Raw genomic sequence first — 21,502 nt, forward strand, 5'->3', positions numbered from 1 at the left:
TCAAGTTAATTACCTCATTAACTATAGACCTTTACATAAAGTATTCATCTGAATAAAACAGATTGATTCAATCGTTTGTGTCTATTTATAGCCTTTGAAAGCTCATTCATTTTGAAGAACTTAGGCTTTAGGTAACGTTCAGCTTCCATTCATTTGCCTTTATTAAAATAGTACCTAATTGAAGCAAAATTGACTGCATAAAGAGCGGAGATTAGTCATGAAAAAAAGTACGTTAACACATGAAATTACTGAAAATAGCGCGCAAACATTTTCTACTTATTCATTGCCAAAGCAACTCAAATCATTAGGAAAGTGCGCTATATTTTTGTTGCTTAGTTTATTCTCTGGGATGAACGCAGTTGCAGAGGCAGAGCTAAAAAACAAACAAAGCGTGCGTTCCATAATAGTGAATTATGATGGGCAAATTCCAAAGCAAAAACTAAGTAAATTCGCGAAAGGCAAGAATGAAGCACAATTATTTGCTTTTGATGCGATAAACCAACTAGAGACATTGCAAATAGAACGTAAAACCCGTGAGCAGGTAATGGCAGAACGCAAATTAGAGCATTTGAATAAGGTTAATCAATCATTTGATGCACTTGCTTCAGAAAACAGCAGCTCGCAAAGCGGAAAATCTCAAGCCATTAGAGAGTATCTAGAATTTGATATCTATTCAGCAAATAGTCGTTTGTTTGAAGACAATGACAGTGATGGTTTTTATCAGACATTTAGTGTTAGCTTCGACGCTGATGTATATGGCGCTTACGCTGGTCAACGGGCGCAAGTATTCGCTGATTTATATCTTAGCCGAGATGGTGGTCCATGGGAGCTATATTTTACTACTGAGTCATTTACCATTTTTGATGATACCGACGAGGATGAGTTTGAAGTATTAACTACCTTAGATTTAGGTTTTAGTACACAACACTATGATGTACTCATTGATTTATATGAAGTAGGTTATAGCGATATTGTGGCAACGGTGAGTGGGGAGCAGCTCGATTCATTATATGCATTACCGCTAGAAAGTGCCGATCGTGATATCTATGTGGTGGAAACAGTTACTACAAGTGTGTCTATTGGTGCAGGAAGTTTTTCAAGTTTCATGATTATAGGCTTGCTTATTGTCTTTACCTTGCGAATTCTTTTCACCAAAAAAGACTGAGGGCAATATTGTCGATTTTTAACTTGATAAAGAGGAGCTAATACAAAAAAACCGCTGAACTCAATAGAGCAAAGCGGTTTTTAACAAGAGTGCTTTTACTAAAGCGACTGTTGTATTTATTTCTTGCTAAGTGCACCAAAACGTTTCTTGAACTTGTCAACACGGCCACCGGTGTCAACATTACGTTGCTTACCTGTGTAGAACGGGTGACAAGCAGAACATACGTCAAGGTTAATGTCTTTACCTAGCGTAGAGCGCACTTTAAGTACATTGCCGCAAGAACATGTTGCGGTTATTTCTTCATATGTAGGATGAATATCAGCTTTCATGGGTTACCTATATTTTTTAGGCCGCCTCGCTATACAACCCGAAGTCGCACACCAAGCGTCGTTAATTAAAATGAGTGCTGAACAATCAACACTCTGAATTTTGGAGCGCGCATATTATACAAAACTGGCCAAAGCATCAAGTTATTTGTTTTTATATAATGCTTTATTGTGTGTGTATTAACTGTATTTAGAGGTATATTATAATAACCAAAGCAGTTTTTGCGATAATAAAGTGAGAGTAATGTACAAGCTAAACAAGCCGGTAATACCGGTAAATAGATTATTGGCAATCAAACGCTTGCTTATTGTTAGCTGCACTGCTTTGGTGTGTGTGTTTTTGATTGCATGTGAACAAACCAACCAACAAAGTGCCAATAAAGAACGTCCTAGCCAAGCGCCGGTAGGCAAACATCTATTTTTGTTTACACAGTGGCAAGGACCGGCGATAAAAGTGTGGGCATACAAACCTAAAGCATATAATCAACACACAAAAGTGTTGTTTGTTATGCATGGCACAAATCGAGACGCCGATCGTTATCGTGACGAATGGGCTGACCATGCAGAACAAAACAATATATTATTAATTGTGCCGCAGTTCTCTAGAGAGGACTTTCCCGGGGCTGACGGGTATAACTTAGGTAACATGTTTGCTGCAGGAAGCGATTATCAAAGTAAGAATATAAAAGCACAATGGTCTTACTCAGCAATCGAGCCACTATTTTCATATGTCAAGAGAGCCTATCAAAACACACAATCGACTTATATGATGTATGGTCACTCTGCAGGTTCACAGTTTGTTCATCGCTTTATATATTTTGTGCCAGAAGCACGAGCATCTAAAATAATAAGCGCCAATGCTGGGTGGTATACCATGCCAAATTTTGAGCTTAATTTCCCTTATGGATTGAAAAACACCACAGCAACCCAAGCCGATATCACCAAGGCGTTGCAAAAGCCTTTGTTAGTCTTGTTGGGTGAAGACGACAATGACCCCAACCATAGGAGTTTACGTAAGGCTGAACAGGCTATGTTGCAAGGTCCGCATAGACTTGCTCGTGGGCATACATTTTTTGCTCAAGCGCAGCTTAAAGCGCACACTCAAAACATCGATTTTGAGTGGCAACTTGTTACAGTGCCAAATGTAGGCCATCAAAATGGACTAATGGCAAAAGCGGCGATTGAGTATTTGATGCAAGATGAGTGAGCCTTTACAACACTATGCAAAGGTGGCCATGCCGTTGCCTTTGTATACCTATTTTGACTACGCTTTAAATGCTGAGCAATCTCAACAAGTAGTAATTGGCGGGCGAGTTTTAGTGCCATTTGGTAAAAGGAAAGTGCTTGGTATTGTTGTAGAGCTGTCCAATGACTCAACTTTAGAATCTACAAAAATAAAAAATGTGCTTGAATGTTTGGATCAAGTAGCACTATTTGATGCAACATTATTAAAACTAGCACAATGGCTTGCACAGTTTTACATTGCGCCAGTTGGTGAAGTCTTTGCGACTATGTTGCCAAGTGCTCTGAATAAAGGCGCTAGCGCTACTCCGGCGGCGATATACTATTTAACATCAAAGCAGGCATTTTCAAGTGAGGACAAACAACGCGCGGCGCAATTGCTGGCGCGTAGTAAGCAGCAGTTAAACTTGTATGAACGTGTAAGTGAGCACGATTTGCGCCTAAGTCAGCTTAAATCTGAATTTTCCAACACAGTAATTAAAGGTCTACAAGAAAAAAACCTAATCGAACTCGTGGAAAAGCCAGAGCCTACCGGACAATGGCAGCAACAAATAGTCCTGGGCAGTAAACAGCGCCCCAACCCAGAACAATCGATTGCAATTGCGAGCATTAATCAGGCAAGTCAATTTACTGTTTTTTTGATAGAGGGTGTGACGGGTAGTGGCAAAACAGAAGTCTATTTGCAAGTCATCGAAGAAAAGCTACTACTTGGTAAACAAGTGTTGCTTTTGGTGCCCGAAATAGGTTTAACACCTCAAACGGTTAAGCGTTTTCAACGTCGTTTTGGCGATGTAGTGGCGGTATGGCATTCTGGTTTAACCGATGCGGAGCGGCTTAAAGTATGGCAAAAAGCTAAGCATAATCAGCTTGGTATTGTGATAGGTACGCGGTCGGCAGTATTTATGCCCTTTGCTGATTTGGGGATGATAATCGTTGACGAAGAACACGATGAGTCATTTAAACAACAAGATGGACTGCGTTACCATGCTCGCGATGTGGCTGCATATAGGGCTAAACAATACGATATTAGTTTGGTCTTAGGAAGTGCTAGTCCTGCGCTCGAAACTTTGCATAATGCATTAAACAAAAAGTATCGCCATTTACAATTATTGCAGCGTGCCGGTGGTGCAGCAATGCCGGTTATGAAACTTATGGATTTAACTGGTTTACCCTTGCAATCGGGGATTGCGCCTGCCATGTTAGTGCGCATTGAGCAAACTCTAAAAAAGGGTGAACAAGTACTCATTTTTGTGAACCGAAGAGGATATGCGCCAGCATTAATTTGCACAGAGTGCGGCCACGTCGAAACTTGCAACGATTGTGACACCCCATTTACCGTTCATGTAACAACAAATAACTTGCAGTGTCATCGTTGTGGGCAAAATAAAGCTTATAATGCACACTCGTTTAAACCAAAATGTAGTGTTTGTTCATCACAAAGTGTTACAACTCAGGGAGTTGGCACGGAACAAATCCAGACCTTTTTGACTGAGCAATTTCCCAGTTATTCATGTGTGCGTATTGATAGTGACAGCACTCGAGGAAAGCGCAAACTAAACACATTATTTGACGAAATTAATCAACAAAAACACCAACTGTTAGTAGGCACGCAAATAGTTGCGAAAGGGCATCATTTTGAAAACGTAACCCTTGCACTTATTTTAAATGTCGATTCTTATTTATTTAGCAGCGACTTTAAAGCACCAGAAAAATTAGCTCAACTGGTGACTCAATTTTCTGGTAGAGCAGGGCGAGCCAATAAGCCAGGCGAAGTTTGGTTGCAAAGTTATCAGGTGAGTAATCCACTATTGCAAGATTTAGTCAATAATGGTTATAGCCATTTTGCAAGGACCTTACTTCAAGAGCGAATCGCGGCGCACTTGCCACCGGTAAGTTGGCAAGCGTGTTTAAGAGTTGAGCACATTGATCAAAAAACAGCATTGGCATTTTTGGTTTTTGCAAACAGCTTATTTTCGCAGTTTAAACACTTAAGGTACTTTGGTCCATTTCCTGCCGGCGTAGAGAAAAAGCAAACTAGATACCGCTATCTAAGCGTCGCTCAAGCAGACACTAATCAATACTTGAATAAGGCGCTTGAGCAAGTTCGCAACAGTTTACACAAGCACTCATTGTCTGCAAAAGTGAGATGGGCAATTGATATTATGCCTGCTGATTTTAGCTAATTACGTTTTGTTAGGGTCACGAGATATCGGAGTATTATACTTTCCTAAAAATTGAATGCGACTTAAGTTGGGCGAAATAGGCGAAAAATATCGAGTGTTTATGCGTTTATTTTTCTATACTACTGTCAGGTGCCAGCACATACTTGCTCGATAACTAATTAACGACGCTTTATTCGCCGCTTTAGTCAGCACAAAATAACAATTAAGCTTATAAATACTATGCCAACCAAAGACTATGTAAGAACGCCTCAAAAGCGCAAACAAACAAAAAAGAAAAAACAATCACTGCCTATTTTTAAAATATTATTGGCGGTAGCATTAATTGTGTCATTTATTTTTGCGCTATACCAACTTAGCCAAAGCGATAAGCAAAACAAGGTAAGCAGTCTTGAATCTGAGTCTGAGGCTGCTAGCAAGAATTTAGACCAATCTATAGCATCCAATGATGTGAAAAACACCGCAATAGCAGACAACAATAGCGCAATTGAAGTAGCGGAATTACCCCCCTTACCCGAGTTAGATGATGAAGAATGGGAATATATAGATTCATTACCTGAATATTCAGTAGAAGTTGACGCAAAAGGGCCGATTAAGAGTATTGGCACTTATATTATGCAATGCGGTTCGTTTAAGAGGGCAAGTCAAGCTGAAGAGCTGAGAGCTAAAATAGCCCTAGCTGGCAAGGAGTCACAAATAAAAGTAAGCGATATGGAGACAGGCATTTGGTATCGAGTTGTGTTAGGGACTTATGACAATAAACGACTTGCTGAGAGAGTGCGCGACGAAATTGAAAGAGCTAATATTAATGGCTGTAAAATTTGGTAGTGCATTGCGTGCTGACATCACCAATTTTACAAAAAATGTAAACTTGAATTATAAACTAAGAACCCCACTTCTCTTGTACATGACCGAGTAGATGGTCAAACACCTTGCCAAAGGTGTATTTTTTCAGGAGTATTTAATGACTACAATTGTATCTGTGCGTCGTAACAACCAAGTGGTAGTTGCAGGAGACGGCCAAGTGTCTCTTGGCAACACTGTTATGAAAGGCAATGCCCGCAAAGTAAGGCGTTTATATCAAGGTAAAGTGCTGGCAGGTTTTGCCGGTGGAACAGCCGACGCATTTACACTATTTGAACGTTTTGAAAGCAAATTAGAAATTCATCAAGGTCATTTGACCAGAGCGGCCGTAGAACTGGCCAAAGATTGGCGAACTGACCGAGCACTAAGGCGATTAGAGGCCTTGTTGGCGGTTGCAGACCATACCGCTTCTTTCATTATTACCGGGACAGGCGACGTAGTGCAACCTGAAAACGACCTGATTGCCATAGGATCAGGCGGCCCATTTGCGCAAGCAGCGGCGACTGGCTTACTTGAAAATACCGACTTAAGTGCGCAAGAAATAGCCGAGAAGGCGTTGACTATTGCTGGTGATATATGTGTTTTCACCAATCAAAATCAAACCGTTGAAACACTCGACTTTTAACAAATCGTTACACATTAATAATGCTGTTATTTAAAATAGATTTATAGTTAACAAATAGCGGTATACATACAGATAGGAAGTGATATGTCTGAAATGACACCAAGAGAAATTGTGCACGCACTCGATAAGCATATTATTGGTCAAGCTGATGCAAAAAGAGCCGTATCGATAGCCCTTAGAAATCGCTGGCGTAGAATGCAGTTAGAGCCTGAACTTCGCCAAGAAGTCACGCCAAAGAATATACTTATGATTGGCCCCACTGGCGTAGGTAAAACCGAAATTGCGCGTCGTCTAGCTAAGTTGGCGAATGCCCCTTTTATTAAAGTTGAGGCGACTAAATTTACTGAAGTAGGTTATGTGGGCAAGGAAGTCGAAACAATTATTCGTGACTTGGCTGATATTGCAGTAAAGATGACAAAGGAAACGGCTGCAGCCAAAGTGAAATATAGAGCAGAGGAAGCCGCAGAAGACCGTATATTGGATATTCTTATTCCCCCACCAGAAAATGCTTTCGGAGACAAAGAAGAGGTCGAAGAAAAGGGTGCCCGACAGGTTTTCCGTAAAAAACTTCGTGAAGGTTCATTAGACGATAAAGAAATAGAGATTAATGTCGCATTACCGCAAGTAGGTGTTGAAATAATGGCACCACCTGGCATGGAAGAGATGACTAATCAACTTCAAGGAATGTTTCAAAATCTATCTGGCGATAAGAAAAAGAAGAAAAAACTCAAAATCAAAGATGCTTTTAAAGTCTTGATAGAAGAAGAGTCGGTTAAACTGATCAACCATGAAGACCTAAAGGAAAATGCGATTGAGTCTTTAGAGCAAAATGGCATTGTATTTATTGATGAAATAGACAAAATTTGTAAACGTGAGGGTTCCAACAGCGGCGGTGATGTATCGCGCGAAGGTGTGCAACGCGATTTATTACCATTAGTCGAAGGTTCAACCGTATCGACTAAACACGGTATGGTAAAAACTGACCATATTTTGTTTGTTGCCTCTGGGGCCTTTCAAATGTCCAAACCTTCAGACTTAATTCCTGAATTACAAGGGCGCTTGCCAATTAGAGTAGAGCTTTCAGCACTAACTGTGGGTGACTTTGTGCGCATACTGACAGAGCCAAATGCCTCGTTAACGGAGCAGTATAAAGCCTTGTTGGCAACGGAAGGTGTGCAAGTAGAGTTTGCTGAATCGGGTATTAAACGAATTGCAGAAGCCGCATGGCAAGTTAATGAAAAGACAGAAAACATTGGCGCTCGTCGTTTACATACGGTGTTAGAACGTTTAATGGAAGAAATATCGTTCGACGCTTCTGACCGTTCTGGTGAAGCGATAACAGTGGATGACGTTTATGTTAATGAGCACCTACAAGCCTTGGTAGAAAACGAGGATTTATCACGTTTCATTTTGTAAATGAGAGAAAAAAGTATGGAAAACAAATCCATTATAGATTGCCTTAAATGCGCAGAATTGTTTCAAGGAGCAGCAGACAGTGACCTAGCAATGCTGGCTGAACATGCTACAAAACAAATATTACGTGAAAACGATATATTGTTTAATGGGGATGACTTATCCAATACTTTGTACGTTATTGAATCAGGCAGTATCCAATTATTTGATGGGCGCGGTAACCAAGAACAAAGCTTAACGGTTTTTTCTGATCATGAATTTATCGGAGAAACAGTTCTTATCGCTCCACCACATAAGCTTGGCTTGAGTGCTCGAGCATTAACAGAGGCTCATATTTTTGTTTTTGAGCGCGAAGATTTACTAACAGCCTTAAGTGGCAATGGCAGTCTAGCGCTGCAAATCACCTCTACTATCTCCCAGATTATTATTAGACGTATGCAGCACGCTAGTAATCGGTATGAAAATATCTCAACAATGTATCAAGCTCGTGGACAGCGTCAAGAGCATGATTTGCTTGGTCATAAATCTGTGCCAGACACCGCTTATTATGGAATACAGACACTGCGTGCATTAGAAAATTTTGATATTAGCGGCATTACCTTAAACTTTTACCCTGATTTTATATGTGGTTTGGCTAAAGTAAAAAAAGCGGCAGCACTTGCCAACCATGACTTAGGTAATTTGTCTGATGATATTAAAAATGCAATCTGCCAAGCTTGTGATGAAATCGTCTTGGGTAGCCTTCATAATCATTTTATTGTGGACATGATACAAGGCGGGGCCGGAACGTCGACTAACATGAATATAAATGAAGTCGTTGCAAATCGTGCTCTCGAAATTATGGGTAAAGCACTGGGAGACTACCAATACTGCCATCCTAATAATCATGTTAATTGCTCTCAATCAACTAATGATGCTTACCCAACTGCTATCAAAATAGCGTTAATGGATGCGAACGATAAATTATTGAGTGAAATAGGCACTTTAATAGATTGTTTTAACGCTAAGGCGAAGGAATTTCATACTGTATTAAAGATGGGACGTACGCAATTACAAGACGCGGTTCCTATGACATTAGGTCAAAGTTTTAAAGCCTTTGCTTCTAGTTTAAAGAATGAAATCGCGCGTTTAAAAAATAGCAGCAAACAGTTTTTAGAAGTGAATATGGGTGGCACAGCTATTGGTACAGGTCTAAATGCAGACCCAAAATATCGTGAAAGAGTCGTTGTACATCTGGGCACAGTCACCCACAGAGAAATATTTTTAGCAGATGATTTGATTGAGGCCACTCACGATACAGGTGCATTGGTCATGTATTCTTCGGCGCTAAAACAACTCGCGGTGAAGTTATCGAAAATCTGCAATGATTTGCGCTTATTATCTTCAGGGCCTCGCGCAGGCTTAAACGAAATCAACCTTCCACCAATGCAACCAGGTTCGTCTATTATGCCTGGTAAAGTCAATCCAGTGATCCCAGAAGTGGTGAACCAAATTGCGTTTAAAGTAATTGGTAACGATTTAACCGTGACTTTAGCCGCTGAAGCCGGTCAACTTGAGCTAAACGTAATGGAACCGGTTATGGTTGAAAGTGTTTTTGAATCAATTGAAATACTTAAGTCTGGCATGAGCACTTTAGGTAAGCGTTGCATAATGGGCATAAGTGCCAATAAAAGAGTTTGCGAAGACAATGTGAAAAATTCAATTGGCATTGTAACGGCACTTAATCCACACTTAGGCTATGAAATGTGCACCGCTTTAGCCAAAGAAGCGCTTGAGAATAATCGCAGCGTATACGATTTAGTACTTGAAAAACAACTCATGTCAAAAGCTAAACTGGAAGAAGTGTTATCACCTGATAATATGGTGTATTAAATTTTAAAAAAACAAAAATAGAAATTAAAGGAAACCTAATGACAAGACCATTTTTAGGCAAATTACTAATTGTTGGGGCTGTTGCTCTAGCCAGCAGTCATGTGTTTGCAAATACAGAATTCGAAAAAGTCACAGAAGTTGAAGGGATCAGCGAATATCGTCTCGACAATGGACTACAAGTTCTATTATTCCCAGACAATACAAAAGAAACCGTTACCGTTAACGTGACCTACAGGGTGGGATCAAAACACGAGAATTATGGTGAGACGGGTATGGCTCACCTTTTGGAACATTTGGTTTTTAAAGGAACACCTAAGCACCCAGATATTCCAGCAGAATTGAGTGCTGCAGGTGCAAGGCCAAACGGCACCACATGGACAGACCGGACCAATTACTTTGAGACTTTTGCGGCGACTGAAGAAAATATCAATTGGGCACTTTCAATGGAAGCCAGCCGGATGGTTGACTCATTTATTGCCAAAGAAGACCTTGATAGTGAAATGACCGTCGTACGTAACGAATTTGAGAGTGGCGAGAATGACCCTTTCAGAGTGTCTTTACAGAGTATGATGGCGGTTGCTTATGACTGGCATAATTATGGCAAGACGACTATTGGTGCCCGCTCTGACTTAGAGAATGTGCCAATTGACCGCTTAAAAGCATTCTATAAAAAGTATTATCAGCCTGATAACGCGACGCTAATAATAGCGGGTAAGTTTGAAAAAGATGACATGCTGGCTTTGGTAGATAAATACTTTGCACCTATTCCTAAACCAACACGAGTATTACCCGCTCTATATACTGAGGAACCCGCAAAAGCAGGTGAAAGAAGCGTCACGGTTAGGCGTGTTGGCGATACTAAACTTGTTGGCTCAGCTTATCATATTCCAGCAGGTTCACATTCTGACTTTGCCGCGCTTGAAGTACTTGCGCAAGTACTAGGTGATACGCCAAGCGGACGCATGCACAAAGCACTTGTTGAAGAGCAACTTGCTAGTCGAGTCTTTGGGTTTAATTTTCAATGGCAAGAGCCTGGCTTAGCTTTGTTTTTTGCGTTTATTGATAAACAAGCTGATATTGAACCAACCAAAAAGGTCATGATAGAAACGATTGAAAATATCAAAGATGCACCTGTTTCAGCTGATGAAGTTGATCGAGCTAAACGAAACTTATTAAAAAATATAGAATTATCGTTCAATTCTTCAGAACGCATTGCTTTACAACTCTCTGAATGGTTGGGCATGGGAGATTGGCGCTTGTACTTTTTACACAGAGATAGAATCGAAAAAGTCAGCGTGGAAGATGTACAACGGGTTGCCGAGGCTTATTTAGTTCGCAACAACCGTACCGTAGGTCAATTTATCCCGAGTGAAACGCCAGAAAGAGTTGATATTCCAAAAGTGGCAAGTGTTGCAGATATGCTAGAAGGCTACACCGGTCGTGAAGCTATTGCGCAAGGTGAATTATTTGAGCCTTCATTTGATAACATTGATGGCCGTACTGAAATCGTTGAATTTAAAAATGGTACAAAAGTCTCAATGCTTGAAAAGCGCACTCGAGGCGAGGCTGTAAGAGTTAGCATGTTATTTAGGTATGGGGATGAAGACAGTTTAACAAATAAGGCGCTGGTCTCAAGCGCGACCGGGCAAATGATATTAAGAGGTGCCGCTGGGTTGTCACGACAGGATATTCAAGATGAGTTTGACAAATTAAAAGCGCAAGTTAACGTGTCTAGTGGAGCGAGCTTTGCTTTCGCATCTGTCAGTACAACTAACGAAAACTTAAGCGCAGTAATGAAATTACTCGACAAAATACTTAAGTCGCCTTCGTTCGACAAAGAAGAATTCGAACAATACAAAAGCACTTTAAAAGTGGACGTAGAACAAAACTTGCAAGACCCTCAACGTCTAGCTTTTAATCAGTATAGTCGTTTACAAAGTCCATTTCCAAAGGGGCACCCTTCTTATGTAGAAACTTTTGAGGAATATTTAGTTTCGCTTGAAGCGTTAACCTTGGACGATGTAAAAGCGTTCCATAAGCAGTTTTATGGTGCTGATAACTTAGAAATTGGTATTGTTGGAGATTTTGATAGCAAGGCAATTAAATCAGACATAGAGGGTCTGTTTACGACTTGGGAAAGTAAAGCTGACTATAAGCGAATTGTTGACCCGTTTAAGGAAGTCGCGGCACAAAATATCGAGTTTAATACACCAGACAAAGAAAACGCGACTTTTGTGGCGGCACTTATGTTACCAGTGGGTATTAATCATCCGGACGCGCCTGCACTAGAGTTAGGTAACTATATATTAGGCGGAGGTTTCCTAAATAGTCGCTTAGCGACTCGTCTGCGCCAGCAAGACGGCTTGAGCTATGGTGCGGGTTCATTTTTGAATCAAAATGCAATGAATGAAAAATCTACCTTTGGCGCTTATGCAATTTGTGCCCCTCAAAACCTGAACAAAGTTGAAAAAGGGTTTAAAGAAGTCATGGAAATTATGCTAAAAGATGGATTTACCGATGAGGAGATTGAAAGTGCTAAGTCAGGACTCTTGCAAGCTAAAAAGGTCAGTCGTGCGCAAGATAATGAATTGGTTGGCACACTGCGCAGAAACCTCTATCTTGGAAGAAATATGCAATGGTATAAAGAGTACGAAGCTCAGATGGCGTCATTGACAGCCGACGACGTACATAAAGTGATGAAAAAATACTTCGATTTAGAAAACGTATCTATCATCAAAGCCGGTGATATGGCCAAAGCTGAAGCGGCAGAATAAAGTCCTTAAATTACTTGCTTATAGGCATGTAAGTAGCAAGGCTTTGTACAACGGGCGTTTATGAGAATGTGTGATTAGTTAATCAGCAAACTTATAAGCGCCTTATCTATTTCTACACCAAGTTTATTTTGTGCATACACAAATAACGGAGCTGGGTTGGCTTCTAAAAATACAAATTCGCCGTTTGGTGTTAAGCGCCAGTCAATGGCCGTAAATCGCAAATGGAAAGCCCTCATGATCCTAATAGCAAGTTGCTGAACGCTAAGTGGCAGTTGCATGGGTATCATCTCAGGATTGGGCAATTCTCGATAATCACTAATTTCGAACTCATTTGAGACCTCTTTATTGTGACTTTTTTGTTTTGGCTTAATAATGGCTGAGATTATAAAGTCACCTACAATATACGTGCGCACATCTTGACCTTTTATGTACTCTTGCAGAGTGACTGCTTGTTTAGCCCAAGTATTTATCTGCTTCGAATGTTTTTGTGAGGGAGTAAGTTTGTAACTTAAGTGGCCGGCAAAAACAGGTTTAACAATAATTTCTTTGTGCAAATTTATAAAAGACTCTATCGCATCCTGTTGGCAACCGATGTAGGTCGCTGGAATATTTGCCCCTAATCGTTTGGCTAAATGTAATTGTTTTGGTTTGGTTCGATGAAACTGAATAGCTTTTATAGAGTTTACCCAATTCAAGTTTTGTTGACTAAGCAGCAGTTGAAAGAGGCAGCTATATTCCATTTGTTGCAAGGGGCTCTTGCCAATGGGTGGGTTAATTTTTGCGCAATAAATACCACAAATACTATCAATAGGGATAAGCTCAGTTTTGTCGTGTGCATCAATAACTAAATTGGTTTGGTCGTTGTGTGGGTAGTATTCAAGGTCAAGGTATTTGCCCATATATGCTGCGTCAATAACATATACGCTAATACCAAGGCGCTTAGCTAGTGATTGAAGAGATTGAACTTCAAGTGAGTTAGCTTGCCCAATGATCAGAATCGTTTTCATCGCTTATTTGGCTGTTAACAGCGTAGTTAATTTCAGTCAAGTAAACCCTTAACACAATATAAATATAATATGCTAAGGGCAGTTTTTTGCTTAATTGCTAATTAAATAAACGGGAAATTGCCGCCATTTTCGTCTATCGCTAAAGTGACATAACCGGGTAGTTTTTGGGATGGATTGTCGATACCAAATGGCGGTTTAACGGCTTTTAAGTATGGAGGTAGGCTCTGGCCAATGCAACCTCCATCTACAACGCCTCCTGATACTTGGTCAAGTTGTTGAGGTAATAATGTAATCATTTGAGTTTTCATACTAAGTCTCCGTAGTGCTTATTAATTGAAAATGTTAAAATGAATAACTCAGTGTAAAAACTGAATTACACATCCTTGTGCTGTTTACTGCGTCCTTGCAGTGATATTCATAATAGCGAAGGCAAAAATTAAACATAACTGATCAGTTGGCCGGATTGTTGGTAAATCGAATAATGGAAAGTAAGGTGTCAAAGAGGTTACAGCAATGGCGGATGCCGAGCATTTTTTTGTGCCTTTTTTTATGCTTAGGTAGCTTAAGTGTTTCAAGCGAGGCAACTGAATTAACCATTACCGGGATTGAAGACGACGACATCATTGAAAATATCGAAATATTTGTGCAACAAGTAAGCTTGCCTGTTTCGGAATTTGCAGTAGATGAATATGAGCAAAAGATTGTTAAAGCGGCCGACAAAGCAGTGCAGGCCTTTGCATATTACAATGCTGAATTTGTTCTGACGCCTATTCAGTTTGCAGAATTTAACGATGATGGAAAACAAGAGCGTGAAGAGGGTGAGTATCCATTTAGTATCGCGATGAATGTCACCTTGAATCAAGCAGTAGTCATCTCGAAAATTAATTTATTGCACGACATAAGTAATACAACATTACTTCCAGAGAACTTGGCAAAGGTGCTTAAGCAAGTTAGCGGATTGCAAAATAAGATTTTGGATCATGATGAATATAGCAGTCTAAAAAACCAACTTATTACCTTTGCTTTACTTTATGGTTATTTCGATTTTAAGTTTATTGACCATAAATTAAATATTCTTTCCGATGAAAATGAGCAACAAAGCACAGCCACGATAGAGTGGGAATTTATTCTAGGCAAAAGACACAAATTTGGCGAAATTGTTTTTTTGGAAGATACACGTGGCCAAGATATAGCGACTGGTGTTCGCACCTTTAAAACGGGGGAATATTTTGACCAAACAAAAATTGGCCAATTTTCAGTTGATATGTCGAGTACAGGCTATTTTAACAATGCTATCGCTAGGGCTAATGCCTCACGAAAGGAAGGCTTGTTGGTTCCTGTTGAAGTAATTTTAGATCCCAAACCCAAAGATATATTTAACCCTGGTATAGGTTTTAGCACTGATACAGGCCCTCGAGTAAGTTTGAGTTGGGATAGACCATGGGTAAATTTAAGAGGACATTCATTAGGGGGCGAACTTTACGTGTCAGAGCCTGAGCAGTTTTTGGAGGTAGACTATAGAGTCCCTAAAGAAAATCCTTTAAAGGATTTTTTAAATTATCAAGTAGGTTACAAATTGGTCGACGATAACCAAACTAATAGTGAGACAATTACGCTCGCTGCGCAGCGACAATGGGGCGGTAAAGTTGATGGTGATTGGGACAAGATAGCCTTTATAAAGTTGCAGCAAGAGTCTTTTGAACAGGGTTTGCAAGAAAAACAAACCACGCGTTTAGTGTTGCCTGGTTTTACTTTCAATCGAACTCGTAAAGACGGTGATTTATTTGTTAATTGGGGAGATTATCAACAATTAACGGTAGAGGCCGGAAGCAAAGACTTTTTGTCAGATATCGACTTCTTTAAAGTGATTGCCAGAACAAAATGGATACGACAATTTGATCGGCATCGGCTTGTTCTAAGAGCAGATGCTGGCGCTATTTCTACCAGCGATTTTTCAAGAGTACCGTCATCTTTACGATTTTTTGCTGGTGGTGACCAAAGTATTCGTGGCTTTGGATTAAACGAGGTTTCTGATTTTCGGCGAATCGAAAATGAACGAGGAGAAATTGACGAAGATTCAGATATCGAATTGCTAGGTGGCAAATACTTAGCCGTTGCAAGTATAGAGTACGCTTACAATGTCACAGAAAATTGGCGGGCGGCAGTGTTTTTTGATACCGGCAACGCTAGTAATGAATTTGCAGAAAATTTAGCCACGGGCGTTGGCGTTGGCGCACACTGGTTGTCTCCCATTGGCAATGTACAAATTTATGTGGCTCGCGGTAAATCTGATTTTGAAGAGAGATGGGATGTTCATTTGATTATTGGACCGGGGCTTTAATATGGGTAAAAAAATTGCTTATATTTTTTTAGGGCTGGTATTCCTAGTTTTTGTAATAGTGGGAGTCGCGCTTTCACCTATTGGCGTTAACGTTATGGTAGGGATAGCAAACGATCAAGAAGGAATTGAAATAAAGGAAGTATCCGGTAGCTTTTATTCAGCATTAAATCTTGGTTCAGTAGAAATCAATTTACCTAGTATCGAAGTCAATGGCAAAAACTTGATTATCGATTTAGGTCTAAACTGCTTATTTAATCGAGTTGCCTGTGTAGATAAGTTGCATGCAGATGCTTTAAAAGTGGTGTTACTCAATAAACCAGAAGAAACAGAAGATACACCACCAACAACCGAATATGTTCGCATGCCTTTACCCATTGAGGTATCGAACGTGAGTGTGACGAAGTTTATGCTTTTTCAGCAAATTGCGGGCAAGCCTACGAAGTTTGTTGAAATAAGTAATATGCACTTGCTTGCTAGAGCCGACCAGCAAATCACCATAGAATCACTCATGATTGATAGCATCGATGTTTTTTTAGAGACGGGGCAGGAGCCTTTAGCAAATGTAAAGCCTTCAGCCAATATAGAGCCTTCAGCCAATATAGAGCCTTCAGGTACTCAACAAACATCAATAGATCCCGAAGAAACTTTGTTAAAGATGATATCTGATTATCAGTATCAGCCCGTGACTGTGCCTACGGTATTTATTCCCATCGAACTTGCTATAAAAAAAGTCAATGTCGGCACAATCTGTTTACATCAGCCCGAAAAATTATGTACCGAATCGAGTGCAATAACAGCAAGCTTATTAAAACAGAAATTAGAATTAAATCTGCGAACCAATCCGATTGAGCAAGTCTTTAAACGCTTTAAAGCCAATGTGTTCGTTGCATTGGATAACAATTATTGGCACAAAATAATCATTGATTTAGAGCCTAATCATGCATTCACTAAAACATCTGCCGATAAATTAGCACTTAATATATTGGGTAATACTTCTGAAATTGCGCTTACTATTAAACATCAGGATGCCAACTCAACAAATAACTTAACAAATGACTCAACATTACCGGATTTACTTAAGTTGTATGTGCAGACAGATATTAGCGACGCTAATTTACCCCTTGATATAAACCTACAAGCCAAGGATTACTTGAGCGAGTTGCAAGCATGGCTGCCTCAATTTAGCGTGCCGATTGAGTCGCTTTTCATCAACATTTCTGGTGATACAGCATTATACAATATTGAATTAAACGCCAGGACAGTTGAGCTTATTTCACATGCATCTCCTGATGTGGAGTTTGAGCAAGCGACCAAAGACGCGCCAACAAATAAAGACCAAACTCAAACAGTTAAAGCTTTGGAGGCGATACAAGCAAGTAATATTGAACTTGTAGCACAGGCTTCAATTGTAAATAAAAGCTTAAATATATCGCGCTTAATGACCAGTGGCCCAATTGGAGAGTTACTTGCAACTTCGAAGACCAGTTTAGTGGCAAGCTCGACAAATGATAAGGTTATCGAAAGTGAGACCCAAGTTGAATTTTCGGCACTTCGATTACAAACCTTACTACCAGATTTAAGTTCTGATCTTTCGGGTAAATTTAGTTTCGAAGGAAACCTAGATAGCAATAATGTTTGGGGTGCGGTTGCATGTGAGAACATACAAGGCACTATTGAGGGGCAAAGCTTAAAAATTAATTGTGATACCACTTTAACAAAATCGGGCATATTGCAAGTCAAATCACTAAAATTAGAGCAAGCAGGTAACGACCTAAGTGCAGAGGGCGAATTGGTCTTACCTTTGGATTACGCCAATGTTGCTAACGCCAATAGTAATTTTGATTTGCGCTTGATGTTAGACGATTTACCCAATATTCACCCAGATTTAAGCGGGACAATTGAAGGGCAAGTTAGTATTAAAGGTGCTGTGAATATGCCGCGTATTGCCAGCCAACTCAGCATGAGGTCTCTACAATTTAAAGATACATCAATAGAAAATGCCGAACTTAATACCTTATTAGATATATCTGACAATTGGCAAGCAAATATTTCACTTAATGCAAATAGCCTGCAAGCAGCGGGGCAAACTATTGAGGAAGCTAAGCTCAGTATCGTTGGCGATTTAGATACTCACGCAATAATGATTTCAGCCACTCATCCGGAAGTAACGCTTGTTCAACATTTAGAAGGAACACTCACGTTACCGTCAGAAAATGATCTAAGTCAGGTGCTGAGTTGGCGAGGTAGGTGGTCAACGGGCGAATGGATACTACCCTTTGATCATATAAAATTGGTGCAGTCTGTCCCTATTTTTGTCAGTGAACAAGCGTTTGAAGTAGGTGATCATTGTTGGTTAGCTAATTCACAAGTTAGTGAGCAATCACTTTGTCTGAATGATATAGTTTATAGAAGCGATTCCGCACAAAAAGATACGCAAGCAAAACTGGTATTAAATTACGATTTGGGTAAAGCTCTGCAATATTATTGGCGAGATAATTTTAAGTTAGGTACTACCGTCCCATTAGTTAGTAATATTGCAATCGACATGTCGAAGGACTCAGGTTTACAGGCTCATGCTTATAATTTTATTGCTAATTCAAAATTGGTCACCGCTGAGCGAAATATTGATTTGTTTGCCGTTGTGGCGAATGTTGAATTAAACGATGACATGCTATCTAGCGTGATATTTGCAGGCACAACCGAAACCGGGTCATTAGGCTTACAATCAAAATTGGATTTAGCACCTGAAAATAGACACCACAGTGGACAATTAAATATCCAAAATTTGGATTTGTCACCCCTTCAAAAATATATCGTTACCGCCGAGAAACTAGTTGGGAAAATAAACGGCCAGTTAGTATTTGAAGGCCAGTTAGATAATCCTTTATTCAATGGTGAATTGTATGTTAACGACGGTGAACTGGTGCTTGATGACTACCCGTATCCTTTTACCGAATTTAACCAAAGTATTGAAATAGTAAACAATAAAGCGACCATTGACGGTGAATTTGAATTAGGTTCAGGTAGCGCCGATTACAATGGTGTACTCGATTTTAATGAAGGGTTTTTATTTAAAGGCAATATAAAAGGGGCTGGCATGCAATTGGCCTATGATGATCATGAGTTATTAGCTACGCCTAATTTAAGCATTTCAATTTCGCCCACGCAATTTAGTTTGCAAGGTGAAATCGCCATTCCGAACGCAGATATCAATATAAAAGAGTTACCTAAAAGCGCAAAATCGCCTTCCCGTGACGTGCAAATTCTTGGAAGACCGCCAGAGCCAGCTGAAATACCAATAGGCCTTGATATAGATTTGCGTTTGGTAATAGACAAACCAAAATTAAAACGAGTGCAGATTGACGCCTTTGACTTACAGGCAAGTTTAGCGGGCGACTTACATTTGCAGGTAGTACAAAAATATGACAAACAAAAGCAGATTGCTAGTGCAATGGAAACATATCTAAATGGAACGGTAAATGTTCTCAATGGCAAATATGAGGCTTATGGCCAAATGCTACAAATAAGAGAAGGCAGTATCTTTTTCTCAGGATTGCCCAGTTTACCGCAATTTAATTTATCGGCTATTCGCAATCCTCTTAATACGGCCGACGATGTAATAGCCGGTGTTAGAATTACAGGTAACCCAGTGTTACCCAAAGTTGATTTGTTTTCTGAACCGAACATGAGTCAAGCACGTCAATTGTCGTATTTGTTACAAGGTACTGATTTTGGTGGAGGAGAGGGCACATCTAATCAGGTAATGCTGGCCAACATGCTGGTTAATTTTGGTATTGGTAGTAGTGAAAACAGTGTTAATAAACTTGGCAAAAGCTTAGGATTTCAATCTTTAGGTTTTCAAACTGCTGGGCAGGGGAACGATACTCAAGTGCAACTCACAGGTAGGTTATCTGACGATATTCAAATTACTTACGGGGTTGGGTTATTCGATTCTGCCAGCGAAGTAATTTTAAAATATCAACTCATGCCAAAAATGTATATTGAAGCAAAAGGAGGCGCAGAGAGCGCCATTGACTTGTTTTACGAAATTACACGAGGTGAGTAAACAGTCTTGTTTCCAAAATGTATCGTTTATTGATCAATATAAGGTAATTCAGAAACAGTCGCATTTTGGCCAACATTAAAAATAAATACAGGGCCAAAGGCAATTTCTTGCTTGCCTGTGCCCACATGGAACGACACTTGTAATTCCCCAGCTTTATAGTTTTTTGTGGCGATGCCCGCAAATGAAAAAGACTGTAGTTTGTCGTTAAGTGTAATCGTGTTTGTAAAAATACTCCCGTAAGGCTCTATACTTTGTTGAACTCCTACGCCTTCAATACGAATGGTATTTTGTCCTTTAGGAGGTGTTAGCGCTTTGGCGAAGAAAGTAAGATACAGTGCATCACCTTTCTTAACCGCGGGTGAAATAGGCAAAATCACACCAGCATCGTATGCATTGCGTTTTTTAGGCGCATATACAAGCAAAATTTGACCACCAATCATGTTTGGATCAAGCGCAGTTTGGCTGCTCACGCCGTCACCATAAGTGCCTAAATTTTCTGGGTAAGGCGAGGCAATTATCTGACTATTTTCAGGCAATGCGACGATAAGACGGCTGTATGCCATATCGATTTCTTTACTTTTATCGTTGGCTTGCAAACCACAACTTAGCAAAGTTAAAAGCACTAACGTTAGCGGTTTAATTGCAGAATAATTTCTTAAAAATACAGAATTCATAGGATGCTCAATATGGTTATTTTGAATAAAAATAAGGCATCCTTGATAAATATTCAATTATATAAAGTCACATTTTGTTTATTAAAATTACTCAAACAATGCAATAGTTAATGGTCTTAGCAATTCACTAATCATATGACTAATACTTAGTTATCAATAATTAAATGTTGAATTTGACCGCCATTGTTTCATAGTACGATTAGTGATTTTAAACACTTTGAATAACTGGAATTAGCATGCTTACACTTTATGGGTTTGACGTTAGTAATTATTACAACATGATAAAATTAGCCATGGCGCTAAAAGGTATAGAGTATAAAACGGTGATGACTTATCCCAATCAAACGCCAGAATACTTAGCAATTTGTCCAACTGGTAAAGTGCCAGCATTACAAACTGAACATGGCGTTTTAGTCGAATCTAACGTTATTTTAGAGTATCTCGATGAAATAGAACCAAGTGTACCGCTACTTTCTGGGAATGCTTTTGAGCGAGCAAGAATTCGTGAGTTGTCGAAAATGGTGGAGCTATATATAGAGCTACCTGCGCGCCGTTGCCACCATGAAGCATTTTGGGGTGTGCCAGTAGCAGACGTCACTAAAAAAGAAGTCAAACGCGCACTTTATGTTGGCATACAAAGCTTAGCCAGAGCAGCGTCGTTTTCGCCCTACCTTGCTGGTGACAAGCTCAGCGCAGCAGACATCATGTTTTACTACTCTGCAGATCTCGCCGCTGGTGTTGCCAAGAAACTTTATGACATTGACCTATTAGCAGAAGCACCTGGTGCTAAAGAGTTGATGAAAAAAATGAGTGAATTGCCTGAAGCGCAACAAATTAATGCAGACAAAAAAGCCGCACAGCCAGCATTTAATGCGTACTTAGCAAAAGCCTTTGGAAAAGCTTAATAAGGTGTAGCCTTTGGGGTTGAGTGTTGCCGATTTGGATTGTTCAAA

15 protein-coding genes are annotated in these 21,502 nt (G+C 39.9%); 11 read left to right on the plus strand and 4 right to left on the minus strand.

Going from position 1 to position 21,502, the window contains the following annotated elements:
* Window positions 1–217: 217 nt before the first annotated feature.
* Entirely contained in the window at window positions 218–1,165 is a 948-nt protein-coding gene (locus RM552_RS00575) for a choice-of-anchor H family protein (protein WP_311366855.1), read from the plus strand.
* Between the two features lie 116 nt (window positions 1,166–1,281).
* On the opposite strand, the gene rpmE is transcribed toward RM552_RS00575, so the two are convergent.
* Window positions 1,282–1,494: a 50S ribosomal protein L31 gene (gene rpmE / locus RM552_RS00580; protein ID WP_311366856.1), complete on the minus strand. Its 213-nt coding sequence runs from the start codon at window positions 1,492–1,494 to the stop codon at window positions 1,282–1,284.
* 241 nt (window positions 1,495–1,735) lie between these two features.
* Between rpmE and RM552_RS00585 the strand changes: the two genes are divergently transcribed.
* From RM552_RS00585 to RM552_RS00620, 7 genes are all read left to right on the plus strand, one after another.
* The gene (locus tag RM552_RS00585; protein WP_311366857.1) at window positions 1,736–2,698 is read left to right on the plus strand and encodes a hypothetical protein; all 963 of its coding nucleotides are present in this window, start codon (window positions 1,736–1,738) and stop codon (window positions 2,696–2,698) included.
* On the plus strand, window positions 2,691–4,916 hold the full coding sequence (locus RM552_RS00590) for a primosomal protein N' (protein ID WP_311366858.1): 2,226 nt from the start codon (window positions 2,691–2,693) through the stop codon (window positions 4,914–4,916). Before RM552_RS00585 ends, RM552_RS00590 begins: the two co-directional genes overlap by 8 nt.
* A 219-nt stretch (window positions 4,917–5,135) precedes the next feature.
* Complete coding sequence (locus RM552_RS00595; protein ID WP_311366859.1) at window positions 5,136–5,741, plus strand: SPOR domain-containing protein; 606 nt, start codon at window positions 5,136–5,138, stop codon at window positions 5,739–5,741.
* A 136-nt stretch (window positions 5,742–5,877) separates the two neighbouring features.
* Window positions 5,878–6,402 carry an ATP-dependent protease subunit HslV gene (gene hslV, locus RM552_RS00600; RefSeq protein WP_311366860.1) on the plus strand — a complete coding sequence of 175 codons (525 nt, stop codon included), beginning with the start codon at window positions 5,878–5,880 and terminating at the stop codon, window positions 6,400–6,402.
* 84 nt (window positions 6,403–6,486) lie between these two features.
* A complete protein-coding gene (gene hslU, locus RM552_RS00605) occupies window positions 6,487–7,818 on the plus strand; it encodes an ATP-dependent protease ATPase subunit HslU (protein WP_311366861.1) in 1,332 nt (443 codons plus the stop codon).
* Window positions 7,819–7,833: 15 nt separating this feature from the next.
* Window positions 7,834–9,687 carry an aspartate ammonia-lyase gene (aspA, locus tag RM552_RS00615; RefSeq protein ID WP_349254625.1) on the plus strand — a complete coding sequence of 618 codons (1,854 nt, stop codon included), beginning with the start codon at window positions 7,834–7,836 and terminating at the stop codon, window positions 9,685–9,687.
* A 38-nt stretch (window positions 9,688–9,725) separates the two neighbouring features.
* The gene (locus RM552_RS00620) at window positions 9,726–12,461 is read left to right on the plus strand and encodes a M16 family metallopeptidase (RefSeq protein ID WP_311366862.1); all 2,736 of its coding nucleotides are present in this window, start codon (window positions 9,726–9,728) and stop codon (window positions 12,459–12,461) included.
* A gap of 74 nt (window positions 12,462–12,535) precedes the next feature.
* Here the strand turns inward: RM552_RS00620 and RM552_RS00625 are convergent, their stop codons facing one another.
* Both RM552_RS00625 and RM552_RS00630 read right to left on the minus strand, forming a co-directional pair.
* A complete protein-coding gene (locus RM552_RS00625) occupies window positions 12,536–13,468 on the minus strand; it encodes an ATP-grasp domain-containing protein (RefSeq protein WP_311366863.1) in 933 nt (310 codons plus the stop codon).
* Window positions 13,469–13,569: 101 nt separating this feature from the next.
* Window positions 13,570–13,776 carry a hypothetical protein gene (locus RM552_RS00630; RefSeq protein WP_311366864.1) on the minus strand — a complete coding sequence of 69 codons (207 nt, stop codon included), beginning with the start codon at window positions 13,774–13,776 and terminating at the stop codon, window positions 13,570–13,572.
* Window positions 13,777–13,988: 212 nt separating this feature from the next.
* Between RM552_RS00630 and RM552_RS00635 the strand changes: the two genes are divergently transcribed.
* A complete protein-coding gene (locus tag RM552_RS00635; RefSeq protein WP_311366865.1) occupies window positions 13,989–15,809 on the plus strand; it encodes an autotransporter assembly complex protein TamA in 1,821 nt (606 codons plus the stop codon).
* A 1-nt stretch (window position 15,810) separates the two neighbouring features.
* A complete protein-coding gene (locus tag RM552_RS00640) occupies window positions 15,811–19,875 on the plus strand; it encodes a translocation/assembly module TamB domain-containing protein (RefSeq protein ID WP_311366866.1) in 4,065 nt (1,354 codons plus the stop codon).
* Window positions 19,876–19,901: 26 nt separating this feature from the next.
* Here the strand turns inward: RM552_RS00640 and RM552_RS00645 are convergent, their stop codons facing one another.
* Complete coding sequence (locus RM552_RS00645; protein ID WP_311366867.1) at window positions 19,902–20,549, minus strand: hypothetical protein; 648 nt, start codon at window positions 20,547–20,549, stop codon at window positions 19,902–19,904.
* A 236-nt stretch (window positions 20,550–20,785) separates the two neighbouring features.
* Here RM552_RS00645 and RM552_RS00650 point away from each other — a divergent pair, with 236 nt between their 5' ends.
* The gene (locus tag RM552_RS00650) at window positions 20,786–21,454 is read left to right on the plus strand and encodes a glutathione S-transferase family protein (protein WP_311366868.1); all 669 of its coding nucleotides are present in this window, start codon (window positions 20,786–20,788) and stop codon (window positions 21,452–21,454) included.
* Window positions 21,455–21,502: the final 48 nt, after the last annotated feature.

Source organism: Glaciecola petra (assembly GCF_031846345.1).
Taxonomy (GTDB): Bacteria; Pseudomonadota; Gammaproteobacteria; order Enterobacterales; family Alteromonadaceae; genus Glaciecola; species Glaciecola petra.

What these genes read in the sequence shown, in the direction of transcription:
- RM552_RS00620 (WP_311366862.1), top strand. Translation starts at nt 9,726, where the DNA reads ATGACAAGACCATTTTTAGGCAAATTACTAATTGTTGGGGCTGTTGCT.
- RM552_RS00630 (WP_311366864.1), bottom strand. Translation starts at nt 13,776, where the DNA reads ATGAAAACTCAAATGATTACATTATTACCTCAACAACTTGACCAAGTA.
- rpmE (WP_311366856.1), bottom strand. Translation starts at nt 1,494, where the DNA reads ATGAAAGCTGATATTCATCCTACATATGAAGAAATAACCGCAACATGT.
- RM552_RS00635 (WP_311366865.1), top strand. Translation starts at nt 13,989, where the DNA reads ATGCCGAGCATTTTTTTGTGCCTTTTTTTATGCTTAGGTAGCTTAAGT.
- RM552_RS00590 (WP_311366858.1), top strand. Translation starts at nt 2,691, where the DNA reads ATGAGTGAGCCTTTACAACACTATGCAAAGGTGGCCATGCCGTTGCCT.
- aspA (WP_349254625.1), top strand. Translation starts at nt 7,834, where the DNA reads ATGGAAAACAAATCCATTATAGATTGCCTTAAATGCGCAGAATTGTTT.
- RM552_RS00575 (WP_311366855.1), top strand. Translation starts at nt 218, where the DNA reads ATGAAAAAAAGTACGTTAACACATGAAATTACTGAAAATAGCGCGCAA.
- hslV (WP_311366860.1), top strand. Translation starts at nt 5,878, where the DNA reads ATGACTACAATTGTATCTGTGCGTCGTAACAACCAAGTGGTAGTTGCA.
- hslU (WP_311366861.1), top strand. Translation starts at nt 6,487, where the DNA reads ATGTCTGAAATGACACCAAGAGAAATTGTGCACGCACTCGATAAGCAT.
- RM552_RS00595 (WP_311366859.1), top strand. Translation starts at nt 5,136, where the DNA reads ATGCCAACCAAAGACTATGTAAGAACGCCTCAAAAGCGCAAACAAACA.
- RM552_RS00640 (WP_311366866.1), top strand. Translation starts at nt 15,811, where the DNA reads ATGGGTAAAAAAATTGCTTATATTTTTTTAGGGCTGGTATTCCTAGTT.
- RM552_RS00625 (WP_311366863.1), bottom strand. Translation starts at nt 13,468, where the DNA reads ATGAAAACGATTCTGATCATTGGGCAAGCTAACTCACTTGAAGTTCAA.
- RM552_RS00650 (WP_311366868.1), top strand. Translation starts at nt 20,786, where the DNA reads ATGCTTACACTTTATGGGTTTGACGTTAGTAATTATTACAACATGATA.
- RM552_RS00585 (WP_311366857.1), top strand. Translation starts at nt 1,736, where the DNA reads ATGTACAAGCTAAACAAGCCGGTAATACCGGTAAATAGATTATTGGCA.
- RM552_RS00645 (WP_311366867.1), bottom strand. Translation starts at nt 20,549, where the DNA reads ATGAATTCTGTATTTTTAAGAAATTATTCTGCAATTAAACCGCTAACG.